This window comes from Pseudomonas fluorescens (assembly GCF_018614655.1).
Classification (GTDB): Bacteria; Pseudomonadota; Gammaproteobacteria; order Pseudomonadales; family Pseudomonadaceae; genus Aquipseudomonas; species Aquipseudomonas fluorescens_BX.
The window spans coordinates 142,412-162,686 of record NZ_JAGGOG010000019.1 but is presented as its reverse complement, the minus strand read 5'-3'; the positions used below and the strand labels follow the sequence as shown (position 1 = coordinate 162,686).

17 protein-coding genes and 1 tRNA gene are annotated in these 20,275 nt (G+C 53.0%); 3 read left to right on the top strand and 15 right to left on the bottom strand.

Annotated features, from left to right (window positions below):
- Positions 1 to 41: 41 nt before the first annotated feature.
- The 9 genes from J7E41_RS20405 to J7E41_RS20365 form a co-directional block, all read right to left on the bottom strand.
- Positions 42 to 575 carry a hypothetical protein gene (locus J7E41_RS20405; protein WP_214995635.1) on the bottom strand — a complete coding sequence of 178 codons (534 nt, stop codon included), beginning with the start codon at positions 573 to 575 and terminating at the stop codon, positions 42 to 44.
- A gap of 26 nt (positions 576 to 601) precedes the next feature.
- The gene (locus J7E41_RS20400; protein ID WP_214995633.1) at positions 602 to 2,461 is read right to left on the bottom strand and encodes a hypothetical protein; all 1,860 of its coding nucleotides are present in this window, start codon (positions 2,459 to 2,461) and stop codon (positions 602 to 604) included.
- Between the two features lie 384 nt (positions 2,462 to 2,845).
- Positions 2,846 to 3,445: a hypothetical protein gene (locus J7E41_RS20395; RefSeq protein ID WP_214995632.1), complete on the bottom strand. Its 600-nt coding sequence runs from the start codon at positions 3,443 to 3,445 to the stop codon at positions 2,846 to 2,848.
- Positions 3,432 to 6,785 (bottom strand): hypothetical protein, encoded by a 3,354-nt coding sequence (locus tag J7E41_RS20390; protein WP_214995630.1) that lies wholly within the window; start codon positions 6,783 to 6,785, stop codon positions 3,432 to 3,434. The genes J7E41_RS20395 and J7E41_RS20390 overlap by 14 nt, the downstream gene beginning before the upstream one ends.
- The gene (locus J7E41_RS20385; RefSeq protein WP_214995628.1) at positions 6,782 to 8,173 is read right to left on the bottom strand and encodes a tyrosine-type recombinase/integrase; all 1,392 of its coding nucleotides are present in this window, start codon (positions 8,171 to 8,173) and stop codon (positions 6,782 to 6,784) included. Before J7E41_RS20385 ends, J7E41_RS20390 begins: the two co-directional genes overlap by 4 nt.
- 886 nt (positions 8,174 to 9,059) lie before the next feature.
- Positions 9,060 to 9,133, bottom strand: a tRNA-Gly gene (locus J7E41_RS20380).
- A gap of 319 nt (positions 9,134 to 9,452) precedes the next feature.
- Positions 9,453 to 10,337, bottom strand: a complete 885-nt coding sequence (locus J7E41_RS20375; RefSeq protein WP_214995626.1) for an alpha/beta fold hydrolase — start codon at positions 10,335 to 10,337, stop codon at positions 9,453 to 9,455.
- A gap of 306 nt (positions 10,338 to 10,643) precedes the next feature.
- Positions 10,644 to 11,336, bottom strand: coding sequence for a 16S rRNA pseudouridine(516) synthase (locus J7E41_RS20370; protein ID WP_214995624.1), 693 nt, complete (start codon positions 11,334 to 11,336; stop codon positions 10,644 to 10,646).
- Positions 11,336 to 11,548, bottom strand: coding sequence for a cysteine-rich CWC family protein (locus J7E41_RS20365; protein WP_214995622.1), 213 nt, complete (start codon positions 11,546 to 11,548; stop codon positions 11,336 to 11,338). The genes J7E41_RS20370 and J7E41_RS20365 overlap by 1 nt, the downstream gene beginning before the upstream one ends.
- A gap of 233 nt (positions 11,549 to 11,781) precedes the next feature.
- Here J7E41_RS20365 and J7E41_RS20360 point away from each other — a divergent pair, with 233 nt between their 5' ends.
- Together J7E41_RS20360 and J7E41_RS20355 are read left to right on the top strand one after the other, a co-directional pair.
- Positions 11,782 to 12,147, top strand: a complete 366-nt coding sequence (locus tag J7E41_RS20360) for a hypothetical protein (RefSeq protein ID WP_214995620.1) — start codon at positions 11,782 to 11,784, stop codon at positions 12,145 to 12,147.
- Positions 12,148 to 12,308: 161 nt separating this feature from the next.
- Complete coding sequence (locus tag J7E41_RS20355) at positions 12,309 to 12,743, top strand: DUF3757 domain-containing protein (protein WP_214995618.1); 435 nt, start codon at positions 12,309 to 12,311, stop codon at positions 12,741 to 12,743.
- 13 nt (positions 12,744 to 12,756) lie between these two features.
- On the opposite strand, the gene J7E41_RS20350 is transcribed toward J7E41_RS20355, so the two are convergent.
- Complete coding sequence (locus J7E41_RS20350) at positions 12,757 to 13,869, bottom strand: enoyl-CoA hydratase/isomerase family protein (RefSeq protein ID WP_214995616.1); 1,113 nt, start codon at positions 13,867 to 13,869, stop codon at positions 12,757 to 12,759.
- Between the two features lie 135 nt (positions 13,870 to 14,004).
- Here J7E41_RS20350 and ung point away from each other — a divergent pair, with 135 nt between their 5' ends.
- Positions 14,005 to 14,697: a uracil-DNA glycosylase gene (ung, locus tag J7E41_RS20345; RefSeq protein ID WP_169353341.1), complete on the top strand. Its 693-nt coding sequence runs from the start codon at positions 14,005 to 14,007 to the stop codon at positions 14,695 to 14,697.
- A gap of 67 nt (positions 14,698 to 14,764) precedes the next feature.
- Here the strand turns inward: ung and J7E41_RS20340 are convergent, their stop codons facing one another.
- From J7E41_RS20340 to J7E41_RS20320, 5 genes are all read right to left on the bottom strand, one after another.
- Entirely contained in the window at positions 14,765 to 15,802 is a 1,038-nt protein-coding gene (locus J7E41_RS20340; RefSeq protein ID WP_214995613.1) for an AbrB family transcriptional regulator, read from the bottom strand.
- Complete coding sequence (locus J7E41_RS20335; protein WP_214995612.1) at positions 15,795 to 17,309, bottom strand: tripartite tricarboxylate transporter permease; 1,515 nt, start codon at positions 17,307 to 17,309, stop codon at positions 15,795 to 15,797. Before J7E41_RS20335 ends, J7E41_RS20340 begins: the two co-directional genes overlap by 8 nt.
- Position 17,310: 1 nt before the next feature.
- A complete protein-coding gene (locus J7E41_RS20330) occupies positions 17,311 to 17,769 on the bottom strand; it encodes a tripartite tricarboxylate transporter TctB family protein (RefSeq protein ID WP_214995610.1) in 459 nt (152 codons plus the stop codon).
- 130 nt (positions 17,770 to 17,899) lie between these two features.
- On the bottom strand, positions 17,900 to 18,880 hold the full coding sequence (locus J7E41_RS20325; protein ID WP_214995608.1) for a Bug family tripartite tricarboxylate transporter substrate binding protein: 981 nt from the start codon (positions 18,878 to 18,880) through the stop codon (positions 17,900 to 17,902).
- Positions 18,881 to 18,916: 36 nt separating this feature from the next.
- Positions 18,917 to 20,209: an OprD family porin gene (locus J7E41_RS20320; RefSeq protein WP_214995606.1), complete on the bottom strand. Its 1,293-nt coding sequence runs from the start codon at positions 20,207 to 20,209 to the stop codon at positions 18,917 to 18,919.
- Positions 20,210 to 20,275 lie beyond the last annotated feature (66 nt).

Genomic DNA, 20,275 nt, shown 5'->3' with positions numbered 1-20,275 from the left:
TCCGCCCCTTGGAGCTCCAGACTGGGCGGCCCAGGGCGAGCTCAAATACCGCTATCCAATGCATCCATAGCTTCTTGGCGCGTATCGAACCACGCGAACTCAGCGGTACCAATGGCTTTGGCGACTCGTTGCGTAAACACTGTGTCGAGCGAGATGGCCTCGTCTTTTGCTGGGCTGGAGAAATAGTCGGCCACGGCGACGGTATAGCGCTTTGTTGTCAAATCCTGGAGGCATACGTAGCGTATTGATGCGCCGGAAGCCAGACGGCGCCAGGTCACGATCTCCTGATAGTCATAACCATAAGGCTGACCTACCTTGGACTTGGTTGTCTCTGGTGCAGCGGGTGCATGCTGTGAGTGTGTTGCTTGCTGCTGGTGGCGGGAAGACCCGGCAATAAGGCTGCTGTATGCTTGACGACTGGCTATCACTTGCTCACGCAGTTCTTCAGGGTCAATAGAATATCCGCCACGATCGGTAACATGGAAGTTTTTAAGCTTATTGATCGCTTCGATGAACTCTCGCTCACGTCTTTCATTCCAAGATAAAGTTTTCTTTTCCCAAAATTTCCAACTCATAATGATACTCTAAAAATATAAAGCGGTTATTCGATGATCGGGGTGATACGCTGACACCTAGGGTATGTCTCAGATACAAAATCTGACGGTTCGTACCACTGAATGGAAGACCCTTGTTGCTCGATTATTAGGCTTTGCACATATTGGAGAGTCATCTGGTCAGTTGTTTTTTCTGATAGTAATATCTTGAACTTCTTCAATCGAAGTCTTGGAATATTAGCGATGTGTACAGAGTACCCCAGACTCCACTTAGCCTCTAAGGCGTCATGCTCTGGAATGAGATGGAACTGGCCAAAATGATCGATTAGCACCCCTTTTTTTGAAACGGAGCATAACTTACCATGGAGTAAGCTTCCTTTGAGCTTGCCGCTCATAAACTCAATTTTTACCATGGCGCCTTTGTTAAAAGGTTCGCCAGAAATTACTAATATTTTATCTCCTTTTTCATTTTTGTGGCTGTCGTTAATTAGCCTCGAAAGCTCGTAGTTATCAGTTACGTATGGCTCGTCGATACTCGGTGTGAGTTTTGACAGAATGTCATTAATTGGTATTGATGCACTTCTCTCAAATGTTGTTGAGTTATTGTTGGGCAGGAACGTGTTGGGATAGTATTTGATTAAATGGTAAAGTGGGCTTCCTCTGAGTAGATGAGGTGACGTACTGACCATGAAAATAATTTGTGTATTGGGAGTGAGGGATTTGAAAAGTTGATGCAGCTGGTGAGTCGAAGCAGCTTCCGCGCCAATAATGATGGAGGTAGAGTAATTGGACGGTGCGGGTTCGGTGGCTCGGGAAATAGGGATTGAGCATTTTTTTAAGGAAGAATCATTATAGATATGCTCGCTTAACGCGACTATGTGCACGGGCGTTTTGACAACGATTTTGTGGATTGCAAGATAACTTTCAATTGATAGTGCAATTGTCCTATGCGATAGCATCATCCACATAATAATTTTATGATTTAAAAGGTCTGAATATATTTCGGGGTCTAATAAAGTTGTGTGGCAATATGCGAGCCATTTCCAACGATCTAGTGCTTGGTGAACCTCAAGTTTTGAGTATCTCGGATGAAAAGCTCGGGAGTGCTGAGTCAAAAAGTCGCGAATTATGTTTTCGATTACGCCGACGCTAGACAGTTGTAGATGGTCGTTATGAACAATTACCCAGTTCTCGTCTACGCAGAAAGATATTGAATCAAGTAGTTTCGGCGGAATTTCAGAACGACGGATAACTGTTCGTCCGTTAATTGCATGTTTTAAAAACTCGGTAAGAAGTGAGAGTGAGCCTTTGTGCTCGTTATTTTCACTTTGCAATAGAAATTTTTCTGCGCAGTCGTTGTTTAAGAATGGTAATACCGTCTGAGGCCTGGAAGCGATCATATACATTGATTTGTCGCCATGAATATCACAATAATGGCGGCAGTTTTTATAAGCGCATCCAATGCTGGCCAGCTTTTTTATAGCTTTTGCTAAGAGTAAATGCCTTTTCCACGTCGATATTGCCCATTCACCCAAAGGGCGGTCTGAAATCAACATTAAAGTATTTAGCGCATCTGTGTCATCTAGGTCGATATCTTTCAACTGCGGCATTTTGAATAATCGCCTTGACAGCCTAGCATTTTCAGCATTGAGCAGCGCTTTCAATGCAATCCACGTTTCGGGGGGAGTGCGAGGGATTTCGTCTGCAATCGAAATGGACAGTCCTACTATGGACTTAATAAAAGTAAGCTTATATGAAAACAATGGAACTAATGTAGACGATCGCCAAGTATCTTCAGTCAGGTGAGCTGTTACGCTTTGAGTGTGTCCACGTTGATAGTATACAACTATGTATCCTCCCTTAATATTTTGTCGTATGTCTAATACAAATGCAGTATGGGATTTCATAGGATTAGTGGTACCCCACGCTCAATTAAACTCTCAATGGTTCTGCTACGTTTTAGCAAACTCTGCAATCTTGTGTTCTCGGAGGCGATATCGTTGAATGTGTTTGTGGGGTTGTCTGTGTGGGAGCTATGTCCCATACCGGAAGCACATGCTTGGGTAATAGAGTGCTCCACTAGCGCTCGTAGCTCAGCTATCTCAGGAGAACCCCGGCCCTTGTAGAATATCTGCCTAGTCGCGCCAATCGACTGGGCCACTACGGACAAGTTCAATCTCTTACCAAGTATGGGCAATTCATCTCCGCTTTCTAGGAGTTTAACAAACTGATTTCTCAGCTTTAACGCCGTTGAATTTGAAAGATTTAATTCGTTGAGCCTCTTTAAAAGGTCAGTGCTGGACATTGGCTTGCCATGTTAAGTAATAGGATGTTTCATCAGTGGTTGCAATGATTTCAGGTGTGCCGGTTAATGAGCCATAGTCCAGTAGGTTGGATCCGTCGAATTGCAATGTTGGATTGCTCTTGAGGATCATTAATACCAGTCGACACGTTAATTCAAAATCCCGTTTATCAGTGCCCGTTGTTGTATTTTGCTTTGAGGTCGTTACTCTCTTACTCAAATCTTGGATGATACGTTCATATGCAGTAACTTTGTTTTCTAGTTCGGCAACCTTAGCCAGGAGTGCCTCTGTAGGAATTGACCGCGCTTCCTTGGAAAAAACGCAAGATTCTGTGAGTAGAGTTATTGCCTCGTTGAATAATTGAGCGTGTGGACTTGTGCTCCTTAGTATCAGAGATACCGATACGCCTGCATGACTCGCCAGCGCGTTGGCCAATTTTGTTTTAGTTTTAAAAGTATTGCCTTTTTTTTGTTTGAGATACGAAATCGCTTGTCTAATTCGTTTGGCTGTCTCTTTCTTTTGTAGCGCCTTGAAATTAGCAAGGTTGTCAGGTTTGCCCGCCATAGGTTTAGTATTAATATTTTTCATGAGCTAGTTCTGATGGTTTATTTTGCATCAGTTGAGTGACAGCTTCGAAGCTAGTAACTCCGCTTCTGATAATGCTGAGGATTTGATTGGCATAGATATCACTCTCTTCAAGCGTTTGTGGCAGCAGATTTTTTAGCTCTGGTGTTTTGGCCAACTTGTAAAGAGTTGCGGGATAATGTTCGCTAGCAAACGCAGGATATAGTTTCCAGTCTAGGATCTGTGCGAAAATTCGCTGTATCGGATCGTCCATGTCGACGTCAATGGTAAGTGTCTGATCAATCTCCCGATGGCGGCAAATGAATCCGTCTAAACGTCCTTCTAATGTGAGCCGCTTGTTGAGAATTTCGATTGCTTGAACGTAACCTGCCTGCTCAAGGCATAACAGCGTTAGACGGCGATTGGCTTCCTCATTTTCTAGAGAACTGACTTGGGTGGAGCTGATATATTTGAGCCTTTCCCTTGCAGTGTCGATCTCATCGGTCAAGCGTCGGACTTTGGCATGCAGTGCTCCCAAGTGGTCTAGGCCAAAGACGGCATATGGGCACAAACCACAATGTTGAGGAGAGTGGGTGAATGCTAAGAGTTCTGAGGGGCATTTCCCATTGAGCATACAAATACAAATGGTCAAAAAAGCGACGCGACTTTGCGTAGACTCATTGATAAGATCTTTGCCGGATAGCATGGTTTCGATCAGACCAGAAAATTTGCTAACTGCGTGTTGCTGGCCTAGACATCTGGATCTATCTTCCCTCCATCCTTTTTGAAGTGATGACTTCGAGCTGGACGGCTGGATGGTGGTTACACCCATCAGCCTTTGAATCGACGCCTGCATCATTTTTCCATCACTTATAGAGATGGCATTTTCCAAGTATTCCTGCTCAATTTTAACGTAGTAGGAACTGGTGCTTGGACTCTTGTGGCTGACTTGCTTTCCAATTGGGCCATAGTCCAGATGGCCATAGAGTTTCTGATGAGTAATCCAGCTTGCTCGCAGGCTGTGGGGAGTATGATGAGCAAAGCATTGGCCTTGGTCGTTTTGGTAGACAAAAGCATGTTGGCGCTGTTCAGGGACTAACTTATTGAACTCCCGCTCTATTCCTTGGAGAACTTTTACCCAGGTTTTGCTATATGTGGTGTCGCTAAACGGCAAACCTGTTGAATTCCAAAAACTACGAAATAAGGGAAAAATCTTATCGTAAGTTCCGTTATTTTCATCGTTTTCATAATGGACAGAAGTGTACGGTAGTGCATAGGTCTCTAGCTGGAAATTTCGTTCGTCTAGAAGCGCCTCGAATACGCTATGTGGAATGCTCGATATATGTTCTTCACCGGACTTGTCCGTGTTTACGAGTAATGAGCACCACCCCCTTGAGGGGGCGTGAGGGGGCGGTTCATAAAAGTCAAAAGTGTATACGTCCAACCATTGCGCATGTTGTACCCGTTGCCCGCCGAAAAGCGCTACTTGAAGCATACGCAGTGATGACATCCAAGGTAACATTACAAAAATTTTAGAACCGTCTGGCCTGGTGTAGTCATATAGTTTCCAGTGATAAGAGTTGATTATCTCATCTAGCTGGATTATTAGTTTCTCGGTTTCACCTCCTTGAATGATGATCGTTTCTTCGATCCCGATTGTAGACAGATCAATCCATGTATCTTTGGATAGTGACTTCGCGCACTCAGCACTAATTGCTCCGCTGATGATCTTGTCCCTAATTAAACAGCCTACTCTGTCTAGTGAGGTGATATAGGCACGAGCGATAGCAACACTGTCGATAGGTAGAGGCACTTTATCTGTTTGAGTTCTTCCGCCAGATCCAGGGGCATCCAAATTTAAAAATACTGGATTGTCAAAATCTTCCGGCGCAATAGAAGATCCATTTACGAATATTTCTTTTCTGTGAGCTCTGCAGAACTCAAAAAAATCGTATATATCTCGACAAAACCGCTTTGCGGCTTTTTTTGTTCTGGTTTTTACATAGATGGCCAATAGCGTCAATGGTCGTTCTGCGTCTTCTCCTTGTGTGAAAAATAGAGACTTTGTATCCCGTATAGATGACCAAAAGCGAGTACGATCAAAATCGTTGACATATAGCGGAGGCTCATAAGTAGTAACTAAATTTTCTCGATACCACAGAGCTAAGTAGAGGAAGACATAATCAAGTAAAAGGTTTATGTTGGCTTGAACCGATTTACGGTGACTTCGGGAGTAGCCATGGGACTTCATATCGTCAGTCAAAGCTTGGGCTGCGGCTTTCCAAAATCTACCAGTAACCTCGGTGTCTAGGCCGTTGACACCGTGATAGTAGTTATTAGCAACCCATTGTGCTGGCTCGGAGCGGCCTTGTTTTCTATTTTTTTTGGTGATAAATAGGTAGCCGTCGTATGCGGAGTATCCTTCAAAGTCTGCTGCTGATGCCCTGGTTAGAGAAGAATTAAGTTCCGCCTCTTGTTTTGTGACTTTTTTTCCGCGCTTTACCGCATTGGGATTGATTCGGCTCCTATAGCGTAAAGAGCTCTTTTCCTTCTCAGAGAGTTTGTCGTACTTCAGTGGATCTACCTTCCAATAGTCAACGAATTCGTCGTATGACTTGGCAATTTCAGCGTAGTTGCTTGTTGCGCTTGCATGTAAATGCTCATGATACTTTTTTAGATAAGCTACTTGCGCTATGGTTACGATGTTAGGATATTGACCGGCAAATACTTCGAGCCATGAAAGGTACCTGAAGCGTACACGAAGTGTTTTATCTGTGCGTAGTTTGCTCTGAAGTTCGCAGACTGCTGGTGCTGCCTCCCAAAGCTCTTCAAAGCTGATATCCATCGGTTCGCGCCAGCTGAACTTATACTTAAATAAATTTGCGCATGTAAGAAGGTTCCGTTTTTCATTAGTTACAAGGCTGGTAATGAAGCTTGTTTGGTTTCGGAGATTTGGGTATTTTGTGCTTACACCAGCATCTGTAAATGTGTAAGGTAGGAGAACCTCGCCTGCATGCCATAGCTGCATAAATATTGCCCGAAGCGGTGTTTGGAGGCCATGTATGTCGCTGATAAAACGCGCTTTAACTCCGCTCAATTTTTTATATAAAAAATTGAGCTCTTCAGTCGAATGCTTTTCGGTTGTAGATAGCTCGAATAAATCAGAAAAATCCTCCAAACTGAATGGTGATCCATTGCGCAATTCCAATAACAAGTTTAGCGCATAGCGATGTCGAGCCTGTTTATTTGGCGAATCGCGCATTTCCGCTTTCGGACGACACTCATGCGCTATCTGATCGACTATTTCCGTCAATGATGGAGCGCCATATTTTAATATTATTAGCTTTTCAGTAAGGTTGATCATTGAGCTTTCGACTGATTAAAATGATACTCAGCTAGTTCAGAGTAAATTAATCCTTTGTACTCTGCCATGCTGTGGTTTGGAAGTAAAAGGATCAAGGCTTTATCTGCTGCTTCAATCTCAAGGTGCAGTCTTTCCGGACTAATCCGCGAATAGATTTCTGTAGTGGCTTCATTCGCATGCCCCATTAGAATCTGAATTTCCTTAGTCTCTAGTCCTATCCAAGGCCTGCCTGGGATATAGATACAATTTCTCAACCACATTCCATAAAAATGTCTCAAGCTGTGGCAGGTAAACGCTTTGTTGCCATTGAGGGCAATTATTTTCTTTTGTGCCTTAGCCAATACGCGGTTAATGGTCTTGTTTATAGTGTTTTGCTTAATTTCTTCAAATAGCGATTTGCCGTAGCTATTCTTGGATTCCGATAGAAACGCATACTTCGATTCGGATAGAGGTCGGATCGCAAGATATTCAGCATAGTTTTTGAGGAAAATCGTTTTAAGAGGTTCGACCATAAATACCTTGTTGGTCTTACGCCCTTTGGAGCCGCTCATGTCGGGAAGTGCATCAGGACTCTCTATGTCTATTTCGCCAACATTCAGTGTCACTGTTGCGGTCATTGTTTTTTTATCAAAAACAATGTTGCTTCGCTCAACTGCGATAGCTTCACTTTCTCGTAGGCCTCCACCTGCCATGAGTAGCGCTAAGCATCGATAAAGCGGATGTGGGATATGATGAATAAGTTCCAAAATGTGAGCGGCTGGAAAGTCCTTTATTCTTATTTTTTTTCTTTTCTTTGAGGTGCTTACAAGTGCCCTAGTTCTTGTGACCTTAATAACACCGGTATGAGCTCCGATAATGGAGTTGCGAGCGATTGACTCAGCTTCTGCTCGGCTTGGGGGGACACGTTTTGTTTCTATGAATGAAGGAGGCTTTGGTGTGCCCGGATTAATTCTTTTTTCCAGCTCCCATTGTTCAAGCTGTTTAAGTTGTAAGTAGGAAAGAAAGTCTTTAGCCGCCGCCAAATGCCCATCGGCGGACTCGCCTTCAATGGCGGTGCGCTCCAAGCGGTTTGCCAACTCTTGAATAATTGGGTCTTTACTGTTCGTGCCCTCAGTCAAATATTTTCGATACAGGGGTAGGTTAGCAACCGTACTGGCGTAATCAAACTGCTTCTGGTCGTCGAGGATCCCTATTTCTATAAGAAAGTCGAGAAGTTTGGCTACGCGGCAGGTGTAAGCCTGGTTCGTATTATTTGCTGTTCTATGGACGATATGATCGAAGCGATATTCGGCATAGCCATTGAATAAATCAATCGGTTCCCCGGTGCGAGAGTCATAAAGACGGGGGCTGGGCAGGCTGCATCCGCTGATTAGCTTGACGTTCTTCATGCATTTGAGCGCTCGAAAGCATTCACACTAGGCAGTCCTGGATTGTTGGCTGTTCGCTCCTGCCGGCGGATCGAAGTCCCGACACCCGTTGTTTGACAATTGATTGAAAAAAGATTTGCCATAAATTGACACGCATGCTATGGTTTAAGAAGATAGGGATACTACATTTAAAACATACTTTGTTAAATTGACATTTTCTATCGAGTGGCTTTTATAGATAGCTACGGATAATACTTATCTCGACTTCTTCATTGCCTTTCAGCGGATTTACTCCTCTGACTCCTCTGGCACTAGCACCGACCGCTCGGCTGCATCTCCCTTTCGTTTCGGCGTAAAATCTCGTGCGCGAGCTAATGCTTCAGTCCATTTAGGCCCTCCATCAGCAATGCTGGTAAGGGGAAATCTGGACGGTATGGGCAAGCAGCGCAAAGCTGGAATGAGGACTCCAACCATCGAGTAAACCTTTGGCGTCTCGCTGTCTGGAACGCGCTAGGTGTGCTGTATGTCAGGCTTTCATTCGCGTCAAGCAAGACTAGCGATAGTACGTAAGCGCTTGCTTAGTAGCCCGTCAGCCATCCACATATCGGGAACTGTTCGACGCGCCGAATGAATCTCTAGTCTGGACAGGCTGATATGGTGGGATGAGGTGAAGAACGACAGTGAGTATCGCGCTATTTGGTCTAGCGGAGGTGCTGGGCGGACGCAGCATTTGAGGGCGGAAAGGTTTGAAGGACTAGCGCTTCGATCATTTGTGTTCGCAAGTTGCGTCTGGCAAGTCTCTATGGCGCACCTGATTTTAACCCTTTGGGTTGTCAGGGAGGCGTATCACTTGTCGAGCATTGGAGGCGGAGGGAGCTAAGGAAGCGGTAGGAGAAGGTGTTGACAGTGGAGCGGGTAGAGGGAATCGAACCCTCATCGATAGCTTGGGAAGCTATAGTTTTACCACTAAACCATACCCGCGTTACTGATCTTTCAATGCTCACCTAAAGCGAGTGTCCCATAAGAACCCTCGTTATCAGCTTGGGAAGCTGGAGTAATGCCATTATACGACACCCGCTCAGAGCGGCTGACTTTGTACCAGATGTGCGCGGGGATTTGAAGTTTTTCTTGGGAAATGTGTGGGTTGCAGCTTTCGGACCAGGAGACGAACGCAGCCTCCGCAGGAGCGAGCTTGCTCGCGATGGATTCAAGAACGCCGCGTTTAACCCGTAAACACGCGTTATCGACAATCGCGGGCAAGTCGAATCGTCGCACCGCCGCTCCCACAAGAGACCTCGGTTCAGATCGCGAATTCATGCTGAGCCTGCGACTGGTGGTAACGAAGCCGGCGCGGTTGTTGCTCCGGCCGCAAAAAGCTCATCAACGCCTGCCGACTGTCCCGGCACGCCGCCTTATGCTCCATATCCAAAAAGTGCCCGGTCGCCTGAATCGTCCCGAAGCTGCTGTTCGCCACATGCTGGCCAAACAACTTGGCATCCTGGGCACTGGTGTATTCGTCCCATTCGCCGTTCAGAAACAACACTGGAATGTCGATTTGCTTGGCCGCCTTGAGGTAGCACAGCCGATCACTGTTAAGCACATGGCTGATGTGAAAGTGCATCTGCCCATACTCATGCTCCGCCAGGCTGCTCACATGCTTGTAGTTGTAGCGCTTGAACAGCGATGGCAGGTGTTTGCCGATGGTGCTGTTGACCAGATGCCCCACGCGGTCGCGGTCGAGGTTGCCGAGGTAGTCGACGCCACGTTCCAGGTAATCGCGCATGGGGGCGTTGATCACCGGAGAGAACGAGCTGATCACGGCCTTTTCCACGCGGCGAGGGCGGTGGGCGAGGGCGACCAGGGTGGCGGCGCCGCCCCAGGAGAAGGACAGTACGTGTTCGGCGGCGAAGTGGTCGATGAGTTCCAGAAGGATCTGGCCTTCGACTTCCTTCGTCAGCATTTTCTCGTGACGGTTGTGGGCTTTGGAGCGACCGGCGTAGGGCTGGTCGTACAGAACCACGTTGAATTGCGGGTGCAGGCTTTTCACGGTCTGCGCGAAGGACGCGGTGGTGGCCATGGAGCCGTTGACCAGGATGATGGTCTTTTCAGCAGCGTCCGCGCGATAGAACTCCGTGTAAACCCGATACTGACCCTGTATATCCAGCACAGCGATTTCTGGCCTCATGTCGTAAGACTCCTGGCAAGCGGGTGGTGCGCGCAGATCACTCTGCACGAGCTTTGTGACAGGTAGGCATACGCCTGGAAGTGAGGGCCCATGTCGGTCCGGTGTTGGCTGGCCGACGGGTGTTGTTATGGCGGGCAATTTGCCGAAGATGCCCGCAGATCAAGCGGCGCGGGCGGGCAAAGTGTTTCTTGGAAGGTTATGGATGACTCGCCAGTCATAGTGCGGCTGGCGTTTGGATTCAAGCAGGATGAGGGCCAGGTCGCCAGTCGAAAGCGTGGTTTTTTTCCATCATCGGCTGAACGGTCATCAGACCTGTTGGATTTCAGCGTCTGTCAGCGCCCGGTACTGGCCAGGGGCGAGGTTTTCATCGAGTACCAGCGGCCCCATGCACTCGCGATGCAGGCGCATCACTTTGTTGTCGAAGTGGCCGAACATGCGCTTCACCTGGTGATAACGCCCTTCAATGATGCTCAAGCGCGCCGTTCTGGGGCTTAGCACCAGCAGCTCGGCCGGTTGGGTGGTGAGGTCTTCGAAGGCGAAATACAGGCCCGCCGCGAAGGTCTGCGCGTACTCGGGGCCGATGTCTTGCTCGGTCTCGACGTAGTAGACCTTGGGCAGTTTGGTCTGCGGCTGGGTCAGGCGTCGCGACCACTGGCCATCGTTGGTGATCAACAGCAGGCCGGTGGTGTTGAAGTCCAGGCGGCCGGCGATGTGCAACTCGTCCTTGTCCGGCTCATTCAGCAGATCGAGCACCGTGGGGTGTTGCGGGTCGGCCGTGGCGCTGACGCAACCCTGGGGTTTGTGCAGCATGAAGTAGCGCGCCGGTTTGCCGGCTTGCAGGACTTCGTCGTCCAGCGAGACCTGGCTGAACTCGCGCACTTCGTGGTGGGGATCGCTGACCACTTGGCCGTCGACGCTGATCCGCCGTTCCACCAGCAGCAGGCGTACTTGTTGGCGATTGAAGCGGGGCAGGTTGCTGAGGAAACGGTCGACACGCATTACGGTTGCTCGGCCCCACGCAGTTGCTCGTCGACCTGGGCACAACGCGGGCACAGGCAGGCCTTGTTGCGCAGTGCATCAGGCAGCGCTTGGAGCACCGCCGGGTCAATGGTAACGCTGTAGCACCAGCAGGCCTGGTCGGCAGTACGCGGATCGGCCAGGGCGCAGTCGTTGCGGGCGCCACAGGCGGGGCAAAGTTGAGGTGTGGTCATCGGTCGGTTCAGGCTGTATCGGACAAGTCCCGGTGGAACCCGGTGTGCCTTGCACGATACAGCCCCGATTCTTTATTGCAAACGAAGGATTCTCACGCCAGACAGATGTATCAATCTGTGTCCAAATCGCACCAGATTCGGTTTTTGATGTCAGATGTTTCGTCAGTCAGTGAAAGCTGATTGCTGCCCCCAGCGTCGCTGGTGTGTGCTTTCTCGCGGTCCAGGAGGCCGCCATGTATCGTCGACTGCTTATCATCGCTTTGCTCGGTCTGACCCTTTCTGCCTGTGTGCCCTATTACGACGGAGGCGGGAGTTACTACCGTTCCGAGGTTTATACCTCGCCGGCGCCGGTCTATTACAACGGTTACTACGGCGGTGGCCCGACCTACTACCGGCGTGGCTACTATGCACCGGCGCCGCGTTATTATTCGGCGCCGCGTTATTACCAGCCGGCACCTCGCTATTACCCGGCGGGACCCAGGGCCGGTTACCACTCTTACCGCAATCAAGGTTGGGGTGATCACTGGGGCAATGGTGGCCGTGGTCGGGGGGATGGCCGAGGCGGTGATCACGGTAGAGGCCGTGGCGGACACCGGTAATCAGTTTTCATTTTAAGCGGCGCTTGATGCGCCGCTTTTTTGTGGGCGTTGTATATCCGTACTGTCAGATTTCACAGCTATCTTAAGGCCCTGGATTGTAGTCCCCTGTGGGAAAAGACGTTGTTCTTTGCCGATTTGACAGTGAATTCACGGAACGAAATATGAATATTCGGGAATTGTGTTTATTTTTCCTGGGGCTGGTCTGGACCACTCAAGCTATTGCGCAGCAAGGTTGCCCTTATCCGTCGTCGGTCAAATACATTGAGGATGCTTTTCAAGCGGGCAGTGCTCATTCGCTTTGGAAAAGCCCAAAGATGAAGTCTCAGGATTTTGTCGACAGGTTTGTCGGCGCTATCTTTGTTCCCGGTGATGGGCAAGAGCGTAAGAATGGCTACCTGGAAAAATGTATCTACCTGACAAACAGGGGCCGTCCCGTGACCTTGAGGTATGGCATGGAGGAAGAAGTTTTGAACATGTCACTGGTCGACACCACTTACTGGCAGCCCGCCATCGACTTGTTCGGTCTGAATATTTATGTGTGTGACGACCGTCAACCGGACAATTGTTCATTCACGGTCGATGAATCCCTGCGCTGATCTGCCCCAACGCTCAGTAGTCCGATAAATCCGCCAGCGGATGCCGACCTTCCCACACCTTGTGGAAATGTGCCTCCGCCACCGCCTCCGGAATAGCGTTGATATTCGGCCAATGCCAATGAGGCTGCTGGTCCTTGTCGATCAACCGCGCCCGTACACCTTCGCTGAACTCCGGATGCCGGCAGCAATTGAGGCTTATGGTGTATTCCATCTGGAGCACCTGGGCCAGGGACAGATGCCGCGCTCGCTGGATCTGCTCCCACACCAAATGTGCCGTCAGCGGGCAGCCTTCGCTCAGGGTCTTACCCGCACGGCTGAATAGCGGATCGGCGTGTTCGCGCAGCTGGCTCAAGGCGCGCCAGGCACAGCGCACATCACCGACATCCAACCATTCGTCGATCTGCGCGCGGCGTGGTAGCCACTGGGCTTCGGGCAACTGGTCGCAGGCTTCCTGGGCCAGGGCCTTGAGCAGACTGTTGAGCTGCATTGCGGTTTGTTCCTGCCAGTTCAATTGCAGCAGACCGTCGATCAGTTCGTCTTGTTGTTCATCGCGCAAGAAACGGTCGGCAAGGCCCAGGTCCAAAGCGTCGCGACCATTCATCTGGGCACCGGTGAGACCGAGGAACAAACCGAGCTTGCCCGGCAGGCGCGACAGGAACCAACTGGCCCCCACATCCGGATACAGGCCGATGCTGATTTCCGGCATGGCCAGACGGCTGCTCGGCGTGACAATGCGCACCGAGGCGCTTTGCAGCAAGCCCATGCCGCCGCCCAGCACATAACCATGGCCCCAGCAGATCAGTGGCTTGGGGTAGGTGTGCAAGCGATAGTCGAGTCGGTATTCGGCCGCAAAGAATTGCTCGGCCAGGGGTGGCACTTCGCCGGGCTGTTCACGACAGGCCTGCACCAGGCTGCGCACTTCACCCCCGGCACAAAACGCCTTGGGACCGTTACCGCGCAACAGCACGCAGACGATCTGCGGGTCCTTGGCCCAGGCGTCAAGGCGGTCGGCCAAGGCCAGGATCATGGGCAGGGAGAGGGCGTTGAGGGACTTTTCAGCATTCAGGCTGGCGATGCCGATGCGGGCGCCGCCTGTGCCGGTCAGCTCTTCGAAGTGCAGGTTCATCGTGACCTCAATCGATAAATTGAACGTTCAGTATGATCCCTTCGTGGGAAAGTGCCGGTTCTGCGTCAGATCAATTGACAAGCAGAGTAGGCTTTCCTAGGGTTCGCCTCATTCTTTTGACTAGATGATGCAACCATGACCACTGACGACCGTATCAAACTCGAACCCAGCTGGAAACACGCCCTGCGGGATGAGTTCGACCAGCCGTACATGGCCCAGTTGCGCGAGTTCCTGCGCCAGGAGCACGCGGCCGGTAAGGAGATCTACCCGCCGGGGCCGATGATCTTCAACGCGCTCAACTCCACGCCGCTGGACAAGGTCAAGGTGGTGATCCTCGGCCAGGACCCGTACCACGGCCCGGGCCAGGCCCATGGCTTGTGTTTTTCGGTGCAACCCGGCGTGCCGGCGCCGCCATCCCTGGTCAATATCTATAAAGAGCTCAAGCGCGACCTGAATATCGACATTCCCAGCCACGGTTACCTGCAAAGCTGGGCCGACCAGGGTGTGCTGATGCTCAACACCACCATGACCGTGGAACGGGCCAACGCCAACGCCCATGCGGGCAAGGGCTGGCAGTTCTTTACCGATCGGATTATCGAAGTGGTCAGTGAGCACCAGCCCCATCTGGTGTTCCTGTTGTGGGGCGCTCATGCCCAGGGCAAGCAGAAGCTGGTGGATGCCACCAAGCATCTGGTGTTGACGTCGGTGCACCCGTCGCCGTTGTCGGCTTATCGCGGGTTTATCGGTTGTGGGCATTTCAGCCGCACCAACAAGTTTCTTGAGCAGAATGGCGAGACGCCGATTGAGTGGCGATTGCCGCCGGTGTGAGAAGAGGATTTACCGGCTAGCCCATGTGGGGGCTCGACAGCTCCCACATTTTGACTGTGTTACGGCTTTAAATTTTTTCCGGCTGCCTGTTCCAATGCTTGAACAACGGCTCCGCCAGAAACAACACAAACAGCAAGCGCATGACTTGCATCGCGGTCACCAACGGCACCGACAATTGCAAAGTTTCCGCCGTCAGGCTCATCTCGGCAATGCCGCCGGGCATCATGCCCAAGGTCAAGGAGCGCAGATCCAACTGGGTCAAGGCGCTCAAACCCACTGCCGCCAGGGTTGCGATCAACATGGTCAATGCCGTGCCGATCAAGGTGCGGCCCATGAACAGCGGTGCGCGGCGAAAGAATTGTCGGTTGAAGTGGCAACCCAGGCCGCTGCCGATCAGCCATTGGCCTATCTGGCTGCCGCCATCGGGCAAGCCGATGTGCAGGTCCCAGACCACGCTGGCAGTGGCAGCGACCAACAACGGTCCGAATAACCACGGGTTGGGTTGACGCAAACGCTGCCAACCCCAGGCCACTAACGCACCTACGGGAAACAGCAGCGCCAGCCAGGCCCAGTCGACGGCTGCCGGATGAAGCTGCGGTGTACCGCCTCCCAGCAGATATTTGAAAATGGCCGGCACGCACAGCACCACCACCAGCACCCGCAAACTTTGCCCCGCCGCGACGCGGCTGAGCACCGCGCCATTGCGAGCGCCGAGGTTGACCATCTCCCCGGAACCGCCCGGCATGCTGGAGAAAAACGCGGTGGCGCGGTCTTCGCCACTGCGGCGCATCAACCACACACCGACAATGCTCGACACGCTGGTCACCAGCGCGCCAACGAAGATCAAGCCGAAGTGGCTCATCACCTGCTCGATCACCACCGGGGTGAAGTGCAGGCCGATACCAATACCCACCACCCATTGGCCGCATTTCCGCCCGCCGGGAATTTCCGCCAGTTGCCAGGGGGTCAGGCAGCGCACCAGGATGATCGCCAGCAACGAGCCGACCATCCACGGCAGCGGCCAGCCGATCTGGCTGGCGAGGTAACCCCCCAGCAGACCGACCAGCGGGGTTCCCCACCAGTTTTTAAAGGTGGCCTCAGACATCGGCCACGGCACGACGCTGCAGGGAACGCTTGCGGTAGATACGCACGAGCGGGAACAGCAGCATCAACGCAGTCAGTACCCACACACTAAAGGTGATCGGGCTCGACCAGAGGATTTGCAGTTCGCCATTGGAGATCGACAATGCGCGGCGCAGATTCTGCTCCATCAGACCGCCGAGGATAAAGCCCAGCAGGACCGGCGACAGCGGGAAATCCAGCTTGCGCAGGATGTAGCCGAAGATGCCGATACCGATCATCAGGAACAGGTCGAAGGTGGTGGCGTGGACGGCGTAGACGCCAATCGCGGTGATGATGGCGATCACCGGCACCAGCGCCCAGTTCGGCACGGCAAGGATGCGGGTGAAGATGCGGATCATCGGGATGTTGAGGATTACCAGCATGATGTTGGCAATAAACAATGAGGCGATCAGGCCCCAGACGATGTCCGGTTGCTGTTGGAATAACAACGGGCCGGGCGTGATGTTGTACAGCGACAGCGCGCCGATCATCACCGCCGTTGTACCCGAGCCCGGTACGCCAAGGGTCAGCATCGGCACCAGGGCACCGCAGGCGGAAGCGCCGATGGCGGTTTCCGGGGCGGCCAGGCCGCGCATGTCACCCTCGCCGAATTTGCCACTGGCACCGGCCAGACGTTTCTCGGTCATGTAGGCCACGGCGGACGCCAGGGTCGCGCCGGCACCCGGCAACACACCCATGATGAAGCCCAGCAGGCCGCAACGAATGTTCACCACGAATACCGCCGAGGCTTCCTTGAAGTTGAACATCATGCGCCCGGTGGCTTTCACCGCCTCCTGGCCACGGTGGGTTTTTTCCAGCAGCAACAGGATCTCGCTGATGGAGAACAGGCCCAACACCAGCACCACGAATTGAATGCCATCGGTCAGGTGAATGTTATCGCCGGTGAAACGGTACACGCCACTGTTGGCGTCGATGCCCACTGCCGACAGAAACAGGCCGATCAACGCGGCGACAAAGGTTTTCAGCGGCTTGTCACCGGCCATGCCGCCCAGGCAGACGATGGCGAACACCATCAGTACGAAATATTCCGCAGGGCCGAAGGCAATCGCCCACTTGGCCAGCAGCGGGGCAAACAGCACCATGCCGCAGGTGGCGATAAACGCACCGATGAACGAGCTCCAGGCTGACAACGACAAGGCCACGCCAGCCAGGCCCTTGCGGGCCATTGGGTAACCGTCGAGCGTGGTCATCACGGTGGACGCTTCGCCCGGGATGTTCAGCAGGATCGAGCTGATCCGGCCGCCGTATTCACAGCCCAGGTACACGGCCGCCAACAGGATCAAGGCCGACTCAGGCGGCAGCCCGAGGGCGAACGCGATGGGGATCAACAGCGCCACGCCGTTGATCGGGCCCAGGCCCGGCAGCAGACCGACCACGGTGCCGATCAGGGTGCCGCACAGTGCGGTCACCAGGTTGTAGGGGCTCAGCGCGACGCCGAAACCCTGGCCCAGATAGCCAAAAGTATCCATATCAATTCTCCAGGACGTCGAGCAGGCCGAGGGGCAGTGGCACGTCCATGACTTTGTCGAACAGCAGATAAAGGCCGACGCTCATCAACGTGATGATCACCACGCTGGGCAGCCAGCGGCCGCCATACAGCCGAGCCATTGGAATGCCGATCAATATGCTGCTGAGAATGAAGCCCAGGGGTTCGAAGGTGCCGGCAAACACCAGCAGCAGCGCTACGCAGATACCGATCTTGATCAGGGTTTCGCGGTCCAGTGGCGGCTCTTCTTCAGTGTGCCTGGTCGCTTGCGGACGAATCAGCATGTAGATCAACGCCAGGCTCATCAGCCCGAGCATCAGCAATGGGTAGGCCCGAGGTCCGACGGGTTCGTAGGAAAATGACGCCTGATACGGCCAGGCCATCAGTGCCAGGCAGGCACAAGCCAGCAACAGCACGGCGGCGAAAATGCGTTGTAAGAGCATGGAGAACTCCTTGGAGACTCTTGTAGGCGCGAGCTCGCTCACGAAGAACACAAGGACGTCGCGCGTATCTATGCAGCACGCGTCATCATTGAAGTTTTTCGCGAGCAAGCCCGCTCCCACAGAGGGGCGATTACTGGATCAGGCCGAACTCTTTGGCCAGCACTTTGTAGTCGGCCACCTGTTTCTTCACGTAGGTGTCCAGCTCCGGGCCGGTCATGGCAAACGGGAACAGCTCGCGCTGGTCACGCAGCTTGGCGAAGTCTTCGGAGGCCAGCAGCTTGTCGAAGGCCGCTTTCCACCAGGCATAGTCTTCGTCGCTGACTTTTGGCCCGAGGTAGAAGCCGCGGACCACCGGCCAGACGATGTCGTAGCCTTGTTCCTTGGCGGTCGGAATGTTCTTCATTTCCGGCTCGTCCAGGCGCTCTTCGGAGAACACCGCCAGCAAACGCATGTCACCGCTGAGGATGTGCGGCATGGAGTCGGAGATGTCGGTACTGCCCACCTGGATATGGCCGCCGAGCAAGGCGGTGGCGATTTCACCGCCGCCTTCCAGTGCCACATAACGCAAGTCTCGCGGATTGATTCCGGCGGCTTTGGCGATCAGCGCGGTTTGCATCCAGTCCTGGCTACCGACAGTGCCGCCGGAGCCGATGACCACTTTGCTCGGATCTTTCTTCAGCGCCTGGACCAGGTCGTCGAGGTTTTTGTAGGGCGAGTCGTTTTTCACGGCGATGGCACCGTAGCTGGTACCTACGGCTGCCAGCCAGCGCACGGCGCTTTCATCGAAACGACCGAATTTGCCTTGGGCCAGGTTCAACAGCGAACCGCTGGACCAGGCCACCAGGGTGCCAGCGTCGGCTGGACGCTGAGCCACCACGGCGTTGTAGGCCACTGCGCCCACGCCGCCAGGCATGTACGTCACGCGCATAGGCTTGCTCAGCAGCTTTTCGTTGACCAGTGCGCTTTGAGCCAGTTTGCAGGTCAGGTCAAAACCACCGCCGGGCGAGGCCGGGGCGATGCATTCCGGGCGCTTGGGTTCGTCGGCCAGCAGTTGGCCGGCGAACAGTAGGCAGCCGGCGGCGAGGGCAAATTTACGCAGTGAAAGGGTCATGGGTTTCTCCGTCATTGTTGTTATGAGGTGGGGCTACTACCACAGTGCGACGCTGTAACTGACCAGCAAGCGCACTTCATCCGCATCACGGGCCGAATAGTTGGAGCGGTACGTGGCATTACGCAGGCGCACAGCCACATCCTTGAACGTGCCGCTTTGCACCACGTACTTGATCTCGCTGTTGCGTTCCCACTCTTTGCCGGTCTCGCCGTTCTTGAGTTTGATGTTGTCGCCGGACAGGTAGCGGCTCATGAAACTCAGGCCGGGAATCCCCAGTTTGGCGAAATCGTAGTCGTAGCGAGCCTGCCAGGAGCGTTCTTCGGCGCCGGCAAAGTCGTTGATCTGCACGAAGTTGACCAGGTACGGGTCACTGCCATCCACGTACGGGAAGGCGCTGTCACCGGACATGTGCTGGTAGCCGGCGCTGAGCTTATGGCCATTAAGGGCATAGCTGAAGATGCCGTTGAGGGATTTGTTATCAATATTGCCGCCGCGCGCGCTGCCGGTGTCATCGCTGATGGCCAGGCGCAGGTCGGCGGCGAAGGTGCCAGGGCCCGCGGGGCGTGAAGCAACAAGGCCGAGGAAGTGCTGACGGTACACGTCGTCGAGCTGGGCGAAGTGGTAGCTGCCGGTGATCTTGTCGGCGAACTTGTAGTCTACGCCGCCAAAGTTGAAATGCTTGCCGGTGGCACCGCTGACGAAACGGCTGTTCTTGTTGTTGAGGGCGATGTCTTCGTAGTTGCTGTCGTCGCGGTCCTTGGCCTTGTCCAGGCGGCCGCCGGTGAACACCAGGTTCTTGAACTCCTTGGAGGTCAGCAGGCCGCCGTTGAAGGTCTGCGGCAGGATACGACCGTCGTTGGGCTTGAGGATCGGTAGTTCGGGGATCAGCGAGCCGATTTTCAGCTCGGTGGCGGAGATCTTCATCTTGCCGGTGACGCCAAGCTTGGAGTACTGGTTGGCCGCCCGGCCGTCATCGTGAGTCGGCAGCAGGCCTGTGCCGGTGCGGTCGGGGCTGGAGTCGAGCTTGACCCCGAGCATGCCCAGCGCATCGACGCCAAAGCCGACGGTGCCATCGGTGTAGCCCGATTGCAGGTTGAGCATGAAGCCCTGAGCCCACTCGTCACGTTTGGATTGTTGCAAGCGGGTGCCGTCGCGAAAGTCGCGATTGAAGTACATATTGCGGGTTTCGAGGGTCGCGCTGCTGTCTTCAAAGAAGGCGGCTTGGCCAACCGGCGAAAAACCGGCAAGGGCGGCGGCACTGGCGAGGGCGGTCTGGGTCAGGCGAGAAAAACGAACAGGCGGGCAAGCCTGTGGCTGTGAAGACAGCATCGTTGGAGTACTCCCGTTATTGTTCTTATTTGACGAAAACGCATCGAGGCGTTTTTCGGGCGCTAT